The sequence below is a fragment of the Micromonospora sp. ANENR4 genome, from assembly GCF_015354395.1.
GTDB lineage: Bacteria > Actinomycetota > Actinomycetes > Mycobacteriales > Micromonosporaceae > Micromonospora > Micromonospora aurantiaca.
In genome coordinates, this window is record NZ_JADKYQ010000001.1 from 291,437 (window position 1) to 302,665 (window position 11,229).

The 11,229-nt window shown below is 71.2% G+C and carries 9 protein-coding genes; all 9 read right to left on the minus strand.

Translation table 11 applies throughout. The features are described from left to right. Positions 1–4: 4 nt before the first annotated feature. On the minus strand, positions 5–685 hold the full coding sequence (locus IRY44_RS01345; RefSeq protein WP_194798647.1) for a DUF4272 domain-containing protein: 681 nt from the start codon (positions 683–685) through the stop codon (positions 5–7). Between the two features lie 101 nt (positions 686–786). Then, positions 787–2,067: a thymidine phosphorylase gene (locus IRY44_RS01350; RefSeq protein WP_194798648.1), complete on the minus strand. Its 1,281-nt coding sequence runs from the start codon at positions 2,065–2,067 to the stop codon at positions 787–789. A 141-nt stretch (positions 2,068–2,208) separates the two neighbouring features. Beyond that, complete coding sequence (locus IRY44_RS01355) at positions 2,209–2,910, minus strand: cytidine deaminase (protein WP_194798649.1); 702 nt, start codon at positions 2,908–2,910, stop codon at positions 2,209–2,211. Between the two features lie 104 nt (positions 2,911–3,014). Then, positions 3,015–4,295 (minus strand): ABC transporter permease, encoded by a 1,281-nt coding sequence (locus tag IRY44_RS01360; RefSeq protein WP_013283980.1) that lies wholly within the window; start codon positions 4,293–4,295, stop codon positions 3,015–3,017. 2 nt (positions 4,296–4,297) lie between these two features. Beyond that, positions 4,298–5,485, minus strand: a complete 1,188-nt coding sequence (locus IRY44_RS01365) for an ABC transporter permease (protein ID WP_370584831.1) — start codon at positions 5,483–5,485, stop codon at positions 4,298–4,300. A 173-nt stretch (positions 5,486–5,658) separates the two neighbouring features. Beyond that, entirely contained in the window at positions 5,659–7,314 is a 1,656-nt protein-coding gene (locus tag IRY44_RS01370; protein WP_305070316.1) for an ABC transporter ATP-binding protein, read from the minus strand. Between the two features lie 122 nt (positions 7,315–7,436). Then, on the minus strand, positions 7,437–8,507 hold the full coding sequence (locus tag IRY44_RS01375; RefSeq protein ID WP_194798958.1) for a BMP family protein: 1,071 nt from the start codon (positions 8,505–8,507) through the stop codon (positions 7,437–7,439). A 276-nt stretch (positions 8,508–8,783) separates the two neighbouring features. Continuing rightward, positions 8,784–9,125, minus strand: coding sequence for a hypothetical protein (locus IRY44_RS01380; protein WP_030501184.1), 342 nt, complete (start codon positions 9,123–9,125; stop codon positions 8,784–8,786). Between the two features lie 167 nt (positions 9,126–9,292). Beyond that, positions 9,293–11,104: a glycoside hydrolase family 13 protein gene (locus tag IRY44_RS01385; RefSeq protein WP_194798651.1), complete on the minus strand. Its 1,812-nt coding sequence runs from the start codon at positions 11,102–11,104 to the stop codon at positions 9,293–9,295. Positions 11,105–11,229 lie beyond the last annotated feature (125 nt).

Below are 11,229 nucleotides of genomic sequence, written 5' to 3' on the forward strand. Positions count from 1 at the left end.
CGGCTCAGGTGGAGAGGTCGACCTCTTCCCAGCCCGGCGGCTCGTCGTGGTACGGCCCGCGCAGCACCACCGCCCACTCCAGCGCCCACCGGCGCTGCCCGATCGCGTTGGCGTCCACCAGGCCCGGCAGCGCGCCGCCGGCCTTCTCGGTCTCCAGGTACGCCCAGTCCAGGCAGTAGTGCAGGTCGAGCAGCGCCGCGGCGTCACCGGGATGCTGCGGCGCGGCCAGGATCCGGGCCCGCCACTGGCCGAACGTCTCCCCCGCGACCAGGTTCGGCATCCGCTCGACCAGCCGCTCGTCCACCGGCACCGTCGGGTCCAGCTCCTTGGCGAGCCCGAGCACCCAGGCCAGCGAGAACAACGCGTCGTGGTGCAGCACGAACGACCTGTGGTCGCCCCGGCCGCCCATCACGAACTGCCACTCCGGCGGCGTCACCGAGTCGACCAGGTGCGACTCCAGCAGCCAGCCCATCGCCGCCTGCGCGGGCATCCCGAAGCAGCGGGCCAGGATCACGTGCAGCACCGCGATCCGGGCCTCGATCTCCGGGGTCGGACGCAGCTCGATCCCGTCGCCCGGCTCCCACACCAGCGGGAACTGCGGCGGCGGCAGCGGAAGACCCAGCCGGGACAACTCGTCCAGGCTCGCCTCCCGGACGGCCCGGGGGTCGGGAGCGGGTACGCGCACGGTCAAGCCCCTGTCTGCTCACCTCGGCTCGTCGCCGGCCGATCCCCCCTGGCCTGGGAGGATAGCGGCTCCCGCCGGGCCGGCACCACGGCCGTCCCCGGTCAGCCGATCCGCTCGACGACCAGCGGCGTCGCGTCCGGTGCGTCCGGCGCCACCCGCACCGCGCGGCGCGCCTCGTCCAGCGCGGCCGGCATCCGCTCGGCGTGCTCGGCCCGCAGCTCGAACAGCGGGTCGCCGACACGTACCCGGTCACCGCGTCGCTTGTGCAGCACCACACCGGCCGGGATGCTCACCGGGTCCTCCTTGCGGGCCCGGCCCGCGCCGAGCCGCCACGCGGCCACCCCGATCGCGTACGCGTCGATCTCGGCGACCCAGCCGTCCTCGGTCGCGGTGACCAGCTCGACCTCGTTCGCCGTCGGCATCGGGGCGTCCGGGTCACCGCCCTGCGCCCGGATCATCGTGCGCCAGGAGTCCATCGCCCGGCCGTCCCGCAGTGCCGCCTCCGGGTCGGCGTCCGGCAGGCCGGCCGCGTCGAGCATCTCCCGGGCCAGCGCCAGCGTCAGCTCCACCACGTCGGCCGGACCGCCGCCGGCCAGCACCTCCACCGACTCGGTCACCTCGACCGCGTTGCCCACGGCCAGGCCGAGCGGGGTGGACATGTCGGTGAGCAGGGCGACCGTCCGGACGCCGTGCGCGCCGCCCAGCTCGACCATGGTGCGGGCCAGTTCGCGGGCGTCGTCGACGTTCTTCATGAACGCGCCGGAGCCGACCTTCACGTCGAGCACCAGCGCGCCGGTCCCCTCGGCGATCTTCTTGCTCATGATCGAGCTGGCGATCAGCGGGATCGCCTCGACGGTGCCGGTGACGTCGCGCAGCGCGTACAGCTTGCGGTCGGCCGGGGCGAGCCCGTCGCCGGCCGCGCAGATCACCGCGCCCACGTCGCGGAGCTGGGCGATGAACTCGTCGTTTGTGAGCGCCGCCCGCCAGCCCGGGATCGACTCCAGCTTGTCCAGCGTGCCGCCGGTGTGGCCCAGGCCCCGGCCGGACAGCTGCGGCACCGCCGCGCCGCACGCGGCCACCAGCGGGGTCAGCGGCAGGGTGATCTTGTCACCGACGCCGCCGGTGGAGTGCTTGTCCACAGTCGGCCGGGACACCGGCGATAGGTCGAGCCGCTCGCCGCTGGCGATCATGGCGGCGGTCCACCGGGCGATCTCCGGCGCGGTCATGCCGCGCAGCAGGATCGCCATGGCCAGCGCCGACATCTGCTCGTCGGCGACCAGGCCCTTGGTGTACGCGTCGACCACCCAGTCGATCTGCCCGTCGCTCAGCACAGCCCCGTCCCGCTTGGCCCGGATGACGTCAACCGCCGTGAAAGCACTCACTTCTGATGATCCAATCAGTAATCGGGATGGTCGCGCTCAACCCGCGAAGGGTGACCGTCGAGGAATCGGGCCGACCGTGACCGGCGGAGGGATCAAGCCTGACCGCCCGGAGCCGGGCGCGGTCGGCCCGATTCCCCAAGCTCAACCCCAGCGGACCGGAATCTCCGTAGGCGGCTCACCCTCACCAGCCCAGAAGATCGTCCCCGAAGCGTCCACCACGACCACGCGCGGCGTCCGCGCCAGCCCCCACTCGATCGCCTCGGCCGGGTCGTCCCAGGTCGAGCCCTCCTCCAGCACGCCGGTCTCGGCGTCAGTGGTCTCCCCCGACGACCGCTCCCAGTACGTCGTCCAGACCTGCTGCCCGGCCGACAGGTCGGGGTGCACGAACACGGTGCCCCGGCCCCGCCAGGCGGCCAGCCGGTCCGGCACCACAGGCACCGGATGCTCGCCGGTCACCGCCTCGATGTCGGCCACGTCGAAGGCGTGCGGCAGCAGCTCCGCCATCCGCAGCGGTCCGCCCTTCGCCTCGACCAGGCACTCCGGCCCGCCCTGCTCCCAGAGCAGCTGCCGGCACCTGCCGCACGGCATCAGCGGCTCACCGGTGGCGTCGACGCAGGACAGCGCCACGATCCGGCCACCGCCGGTCGCGTGCAGCTGCGAGACCACGCCGCACTCGGCGCAGAGCGTGACGCCGTAGCCGGCGTTCTCCACGTTGCAGCCGACCACGACCCGGCCGTCGTCGACGAGCGCGGCGGCACCCACCGGGAACTTCGAGTACGGCACGTAGGCGTGCCGCATGACCTCGGTGGCGGCGGTACGCAGCCGCTCCCAGTCGATCTCCATCACAACCCCCATTCTGCCCAATCAACGCCGATCGGTCGCGGGTGCGGCCGGAGACGACGATGCCCGGCGGGTCGCCCCGCCGGGCACTGTGTCGCGGCGGGCGGTCAGCCCTTGATGTACGGCTTGCCGTCGGCGGCCGGCGCCCGGACCTTGCCGACCAGCCCGGCCACGGCCAGGATCGTCGCCAGGTACGGCAGCATCGCCAGGAACTGGCTCGGGATGCTGCTGCCGATCGCGCCCAGGTAGGTGGCGAGCTGGTCGGCGAAGCCGAAGAACAGCGCCGCCAGCAGCGCGCCGGTCGGGCTCCACCGGCCGAAGATCAGCGCGGCCAGGGCGATGAAGCCCTTACCGCCGATCATGTTCTTGGTGAACGAGTAGAGCGCCAGCGTGTACGAGGCGCCGCCGACACCTGCCACCAGACCGGCCAGGATCACGTTGCGGTAGCGCAGCCGCAGCACCTTCACGCCCAGCGTGTCCGCGGCGGTCGGGTGCTCGCCGACCGAGCGGGTCCGCAGGCCCCACCGGGTACGGAACAACGCCAGGTGGATGACGAGCACCAGCAGCAGGCCGACGTAGAGGAAGATGTTGCCCCGGAACAGCGCCGGGCCGAGCAGCGGGATGTCGGACAGCAGCGGAATCTCCCAGTTGCCGAACCGGGGGGCGCTGTTGTACTTCGCCGCGTCGGTCTGCATCAGCCGCTCGTACAGGAAGCCGGTGATGCCGACCGCCAGCAGGTTGAGCACGATGCCCATGACCACCTGGTCGACCAGGTAGCGGATGGAGAACACGGCCAGCAGGAACGAGATGAACGCGCCACCGATGGCGGCGGCCACCAGGCCCACCCAGACGCTGCCGGACATGCTGCCGAACAGCGCGCCGGAGAAGGCGCCCATCAGGAGCTGGCCCTCGATCGCCACGTTCACCACGCCGGAACGCTCGCAGAGCACACCGGCGAGCGCGCCGAAGATCAGCGGCAGGGCCAGGATGAACGTGCCGCGGACGACGTTCACCAGCGGCATGAAGTTGCGGCCCTCGGGGGCGGCCGAGACCTGCCAGCACAGGAAGCTCAGCACGAAGGCGACCAGCCCGGCGCCGAGCAGCAGCGTGAACCAGCGCTTCGGCACCCCGGCCAGCAGCGCGCCTCCGGCCGCGGCGGTGATCAGCCCGAACAGGATCGCGCCGACCGTACCGTTGATCTCCAGGGCGGCCCCGCCCTCGGTCTCGCTGAGCGTGAACCGCGCGTGCTGGTCGGTCGCGAGCGCGCCGAACAGCACCGCCGCGAGCACACCGAGCGCCAGCAGGACCGCGCCGATCTTCCGGTTACGGGTCCAGAAACCCTCGTCGACCGCGGTAACGGCGACCTCGGGGACAGCGGTGGTGGACATGCTCACCAGCCCTTCGCGAGGCTCGTCTGCAACCGGGCGGCGCGGGCCGCCCGGAGCTGGAAGATCGTCTTCACCAGGGCAGGCGCGGCGATGAAGATGACGATGAGCGCCTGGAGCACGGTGACCAGTTCCAGCGAGATGCCGGAGTACGACTGCATCCGGTTGCCGCCGGCCTGGAGCGCGCCGAACAGCAGCGCGGCCAGCAGCACGCCCCACGGCTTCACGCGGCCGAGCAGCGCGACCAGGATGCCGTCGAAGCCGATCTGCGCGATCACCAGCGGGGTCAGCGCGGTGGCGGTGGTGCCGAGCACCATGGTCGAGCCGCCGAGACCGGCCAGCATGCCCGCGAACACCATCACCAGCACGTACGTCTTGGTGACGCTGATGCCGGCGGTCCGGGCCGCGTCCGGGTTCGCACCCACGGCACGCAGCTCGAAGCCGAGCGTGGAGCGGTTGAGCAACCAGGCGATGAACCAGGTGGCCGCCACCGCGAGCAGGATGCCGGCGTGCACCCGCAGGTCCTCGCCGAGCAGGCGGGGCAGCTGTGCGGTGGACTCGACCGGCTTGCTGATGGCGTCCGCCCGGTTCGGGTTCTGCACCCCGTTCTGGACGATGATCCAGGACAGGAAGTAGACCGCCACGTAGTTGAGCATGATCGTGTTGATCACCTCGTGCGCGCCGGCCCGTGCCTTGAGGATGCCGGGGATGAAGCCCCAGAGCGCGCCGCCGAGCGCGCCGGCGATCAGCGCCACCAGCAGGTGCACGACGGGCGGCAGCGGCAGCGCGAAGCCGGCCACGGCGGCCAGGATGACGGCGATCGTGGCCTGGCCCTGGGCGCCGATGTTGAACAGGCCGCCGCGGAAGGCCAGCGCCACCGACAGGCCGGTGAAGACCAGCGGCGCGGCGTAGGTGAGCGTCTCCGAGATCGGGCTCAGGGCGGCGGTGAAGCCGACCGCGTCCGGGTCGAAGATCGCGCCCTTGAACAGGTTCGCGTACGCCTCGCTGACCACCGTCCAGCTGGCGTTCAGCGCATCGGTGGGGCGGGCGGTGATGTAGCTGTAGGTGGCGAGCACCTCGGGGTCGGACACGATGATCAGCACCGCGCCGACCACCATGGCCAGCAGCACCGCGAGCACCGTCACGGTGAACGTGTTCGCGGCCCAGAGGTTGTCCAGGAACATCCGGCCCATGCCGGGACGGGACTCCCCGGCCGGTTCCGGCTTCTTCGCGGTCGCGGTGGCGGGCACCGTCTGCTCGGTGTCAGCCGCCGGCTGCGTCGGCGTCGCCCGGGCCTCGCTCAGCGACTCCTGCGCCTCGGTCGCCGGCTCCTTGTCCGGCGAGCCCGAGACGGGGTTCGGGTTGGTCATGCCTCGTCCTCGTTGCCAGGGCCGTCCTCGGTCGCGGTGGCGGCGTCCGGGGTGGCGGCGTCCGGGGTGATGCCGGCCATCAGCAGGCCGATCTCCTCGCGCGGGGTGTCCGGGCCGACGATGCCGATGATCCGCCCGCGGTACATGACCGCGATCCGGTCGGCCAGGCCGATCACCTCGTCCAGTTCGCTGGAGACCACCATGACCGCGGTGCCGATGTCCCGCTCGCGGATCACCCGGCTGTGGATGAACTCGATCGAGCCCACGTCCACGCCCCGGGTGGGCTGGGCGGCGATGAAGAGCTTCAGCGGCCGGGACAGCTCCCGGGCCACGATCACCTTCTGCTGGTTGCCGCCGGAGAGCGTGCCGACCGCCGCGTCGGCCGAGGAGGTACGGACGTCGAACTGTTCGATCCGCTCCCGCGCCGACTTCGCGATGGCCTCGGGCTTGAGCGACAGGCCCTTGCCGAACGGCGGCCGGTCGTAGATGTCAAGCACCAGGTTCTCCGCCACGGAGAACTCCTTGACCAGGCCGTCCACGCTGCGGTCCTCCGGTACGTAGCCGACGCCGGCGCGGAGCACCTTCTTGGTCGACCAGCCGTGCGTCGGCTCGCCGTCGAGGCTGATCGTGCCGGCGAGCACCGGGCGCAGGCCCATGATCGCCTCGATCAGCTCGGTCTGGCCGTTGCCCTGTACGCCCGCGACGCCGAGCACCTCACCGGCGTGCACGGTCAGGTCGACGCCGTCGACCGCGCGTACCTGCCGGTCGTCGTCCACGACCAGGCCGGAGACCTCCAGGACCGGTTTGCCGGGGGTGGCCGGCTTCTTGTCCACGGTCAGCCGGACGCTGCGTCCCACCATCAGCGCGGCCAGTTCGTCCCGGCTGGCGCTCGGCTCGGCGGTGCCGACGGTCTTGCCGCGCCGGATCACCGTGATCCGGTCGGCGATCGCCTTCACCTCGCCCAGCTTGTGGGTGATGAACACGATCGACTTGCCGGCAGCCTTGAGCGACCGCATGACGGTGAGCAGTTCCTCGGTCTCCTGCGGCGTGAGCACGGCCGTGGGCTCGTCGAGGATCAGCAGGTCGACGTCGCGGGTGAGGGCCTTGACGATCTCCACCCGCTGCTGGATGCCGACCGGCAGGTCCTCGATCACCGCGTCCGGGTCGACCCGCAGGTTGTACCGCTCGGAGACCTCGGCGACCTCGCGCCGGGCCCGCCGCCGGTCGAGGATCCCGGCGAAGGGCCCCTTGACCTGCTCGGCGCCGAGCATCACGTTCTCGGCCACGGTGAAGACCGGCACCAGCATGAAGTGCTGGTGCACCATCCCGATCCCGGCGGCGATCGCGTCCGACGGACCCTTCAGCTTCAGCGGCTTGCCGTCGACCAGGATCTCGCCCTCGTCCGGCTGGTAGAGGCCGTAGAGCACGTTCATCAGGGTCGACTTGCCGGCGCCGTTCTCGCCGAGCAGGGCGTGGATCTCTCCAGGCTCCACCGTCAGGTCGATGTGGTCGTTGGCGACCAGATCACCGAACCGTTTGGTGATGCCGCGCAGTTCGAGTCTCAGCGCAACCTCCTGGAGTGCGAGCGATGGTGCAGCGTAGCGACCTGCCGCGCCGCCACCACGCCGGGTGGGGATGTCGGGGGGAGTCAAGCTGATCGGCCGCCCCGGCGCTGGGGGTACCTTCCCCGTTGCGCCGGGACGGCCGGATCGTCAAACCTGGTGTCCGCCGGCCTCCGCTGCCGATGATCGCACCGCGGCGGCCGGCGGAACCGTCACTTGGTCGGCTGGGCCTTCGAGGTGACGGTGATGGTGCCGGCGGCGATGTCCGCCTTGATCTTGTCGACCTCGGCCTTCAGGTCCGCCGGGACCTTGCTCTCGAAGTCGTGGTACGGGGCGATCGAGACGCCGGTGTTCGCGAGCGTGCCCACGAAGCCCGGGGTGGACTGCAGCTTCTCGCCACCGGCGGCCTTCAGCACGGCCTCCTTGACGGCCTCCGGGATGTTCTTGACGACCGTGGTCAGGATCGCCGAGCAGTCCGGGGTGCTCTCGCAGCCGTCGATGTCGACCCAGACGACCGAGTACTTGCCGCCCGAGGCCTTGGCCGCGGAGGTGGTGCCGAGACCGGCGCCACCGGCGACCGGCATCACGACGTCGGCGCCCTGCGCGACGAGCGCGTCGGAGACCTTCTTGCCCTCGTCCTGCTTCTCGAACGAGTTGGCGAAGGAGCCCTTCTGGGCGGCCTTGTCCCAGCCGAGAACCTGGACGTTCTTGCTCTTGGTCTTGTTGTAGTACGCCACGCCGTCGGCGAAGCCGTCCATGAAGATGGTGACCGGCGGGATCGGCAGACCGCCGTAGGCGCCGACCTTGCCGGTCTTGCTCATCCCGGCGGCCAGGTAGCCGGCCTGGAACGCGGCCTGCGCGGTGTCGAACTGCATCGGGTAGACGTTCGAGACACCCGGGTTGGCGTCGACGATGCCGAACTGCTGGTTCGGGTTCTTCTCAGCCGCGGCCTTGGTGGCGTCCGACATCAGGCCACCGACGGCCAGGATGAAGTCGCACTTCTGGTTGACGAACCCGGTCAGGTTGACCTCGTAGTCCGCCTCGGCCTTCGACTGGACGTTCTTGATCTCGATCTTGTCGTTCTCCTTCTGCGCCTCCTGGAGGCCCTTCCAGGCCGAGGCGTTGAAGGACTTGTCGTCGATGCCGCCGACGTCGGTCACCATGCAGGCGCTGAACTTCTTGCCACCGTCGCCGCCGGCGTTGTTGTCGTCGTCCGGAGCCTCACCACACGCGGCAGCGCCCAGCACGAGTCCACCCGCCACGATGGCGGAGGCGATCCGCATCCCACGCACAGAGCGCAAGACGTCTCCTTCCCCTTGCACACCGCGTCGTGCGCGGTGTGCAGCCCTTCGCCGGCCTGCGGTGTGCCGCCGGCGTCCCACGTTACGGACGGGAGCGTACGCCCGCGCCCACCCACCGGCCGACAATCGTGCACGACTGTTGAGCGTCCGTTACCCCGGCGTAACCCTTGCGTGGGGCACGTCACTTATCCGGCCGGTAGGCGTGCGTGGCGGTGTCGCGAACGTCCGTTTTCCCGAGGTTCCCCGACTGCTGGCGAACTAACGCCAGAACACCGCGACGGCTGCGTTGACCAGCGTCAACCCGACGATCGCGAGGAAATGGCCACGGTTGACGGTCTCCCGCTTACGGGAGAAGAAGACCATGACGAAGATGAGCAGCGCGAGCACCAACTTGGTAACAAGTTTCGCCGGGGCCGGCTCGTCCCCGTCGCGCAGCGGAGCGGACAGCCCGATGCCGGTGAGGACCTGGATGATCGCGCCCCAGAGCATGGCCGCGTTGATGCGCAGCTTGCCGGAGACGTACTGGGCGATCCCACCGCCGAGCAGCAGCGCGAACCCGATCAGATGGACGTAGAGAAGAATCAGTCGAAGAGCTTCCACGCGCCCCATCCTCCCTCACCAACGACGCAACGTAGTAGTCGCCCCGCCGACCTGCCGTCATACCGTGACCCCCTCCCCGCGATCTTGCAGTTTCCGACCCGATATAAGGGACGAAGGCCGCACGGCGCGGGCCGAAACCGCAAGATCGACGGGGCGGGGAAGCGGGATCAGCGCAGGCGCCAGACCTGGAAGGTGGGGCCGTCGGCGGGGAGGATCACCTTGTTGTCGGCGTCGGGGTGGAGGGCGGGGGCGTCGCCGTAGACGTTGTCTGCGGCGCCCATGCCGGTCAGGTGGACCGGGGTGCCTGCGGCTCGCCTTGCCAGCACCAGCACCGTCGACGTGGGCGCCTCGCGCAGGAAGACCAGCGTGTCCGCGTCCGCGTGCACCCACCGCAGGCCGCCGTGCCGCAGCGCCGGCTCGTCGCGGCGCAGCGTCAGCAACGACCGGTACGCGTCGAACGTGCGCCGGTCCCAGCTCTGGCGCCGGTGCCACGGCATCGGGGTACGCGAGCCCTCCCCGTTCGTGCCGGTCAGGCCCAGCTCGTCCCCGGCGAAGACCACCGGCGTGCCGGGCATGGTGGCGAGCAGTCCGGCCGCCACCTCCTGCCGGGCCGCGTCGCCGACCACGGTGCGGATCCGGGCCGAGTCGTGCGAGCCGAGCAGCTGCCACGAGTGCGTGTACGAGCGCCACGACACCAGCGACCGGTAGGTGTTCATGGTGGCGAGCACCGCGCCCGCGTCGCGCCGCCGTACCCCGCCCGGGGTGCCGAGGAAGTTCGGCACCGGCTCGTCGCCGTGGCGCAGCCAGGACCAGACCGGGTCGGTGAAGCCGACGTAGTTCATCGTCCCGTGCCAGCCGTCGCGGTCCAGGTCACCGGTGTGGTCGTGGCCGTGCTCGGCGAGCAGCAGCCCGTCCGGGCGGGTTTCGGCGACCACCTCGCGCAGCAGCCGCGCCACCTCGTGGGTGTACGCGTCCGCACCCCGCCGCCCGGTCATGTTCGCCACGTCGACCCGCCAGCCGTCCAGCCCGTACGGCGGGCGCAGCCACCGGCGCAGCAGCGAGTCCTCGGCGGTGGCGAACCGGCGGCGCAGTTCGGCGCTGCCCCAGTTCAGCTTCGGCAGCGACTTCACCCCGTTCCACGACTCGTAGTCCGAGCCGGGCAGGTCGAAGTAGTACAGCTCGCGTTCCGGCGCGTTCACGTCGGAGACGGCGGCGGTGAACCAGTCGTGGGCGTCGCCGGTGTGGTTGCTGGTGATGTCGCCGAGCAGCCGCCAGCCCCGGGCGTGCACCGCGTCGGCGAGCCGGGCCAGCGCCGCGTCGCCGCCGAGCAGCGGGTCGACGGTGTCGAAGCTCGACGCGTCGTACCTGTGGTTGGAGCGCGCCGGGAAGACCGGCGTGAGGTAGACGGTGTTGACGCCGAGCCGGTCCAGGTGGTCCAGGTGCTCGGTGACGCCGTCGAGGTCGCCGCCGTAGAACTGGCGGGGCGTCTCCGGGCCGCGGCCGACGACCGGGGTGTCCCAGTCGCATCCGATGGCCCAGTCCGGCACGGTCCGGCCGTCGGCGGCGGCCGAGCGGGCGAACCGGTCCGGGAAGATCTGGTAGATCACCGCGTCGCGGGCCCAGGCCGGCGGCGGGGCGTAGCTGACCAGCTTGAAGTCGCCGTTGTCCGGCACGTCGTGGCCGGACAGCCCGGCCGCGTTGAGCCAGCGGGTGCCGCGCTCGCCGTCGAGCAGGAAGCGGTAGTTGCTGACCGGGTTGCGGACCTCGACGTCGGCCCGCCACCACACGTCGCCGCCGTCGGTGAAGTCGATCCGTGCCTCGGCGAAGCGCGGCTCGCCGTCGCCGGTGGTGCGCACGTGTACCTGGGAGACGCCGGAACCGGCCGGCACCCGGACGAAGACCGGCACGGTCTGCCCGAGCGCGGGCTCCTGCTCCGGGACGTAGGTGGCGGAGCCGTCGTGGTGCGGCTGAAGGGACATGGTGCTGCCTTTCGCGTCGTACCGACAGGGAGAGGGGGCGGGCACCCGCCGCGGCCGGTTCACCCGACCGCGGCGGTCCGCCCGAGAACCGCTCCGGTGTACGCCGACACGACGCCCTTGCCGCA

Coding starts and splice junctions, on each gene's coding strand:
- IRY44_RS01355 (WP_194798649.1), bottom strand. CDS start 2,910: ATGGAGATCGACTGGGAGCGGCTGCGTACCGCCGCCACCGAGGTCATG.
- IRY44_RS01360 (WP_013283980.1), bottom strand. CDS start 4,295: ATGTCCACCACCGCTGTCCCCGAGGTCGCCGTTACCGCGGTCGACGAG.
- IRY44_RS01365 (WP_370584831.1), bottom strand. CDS start 5,485: ATGGGCCGGATGTTCCTGGACAACCTCTGGGCCGCGAACACGTTCACC.
- IRY44_RS01375 (WP_194798958.1), bottom strand. CDS start 8,507: ATGCGGATCGCCTCCGCCATCGTGGCGGGTGGACTCGTGCTGGGCGCT.
- IRY44_RS01385 (WP_194798651.1), bottom strand. CDS start 11,104: ATGTCCCTTCAGCCGCACCACGACGGCTCCGCCACCTACGTCCCGGAG.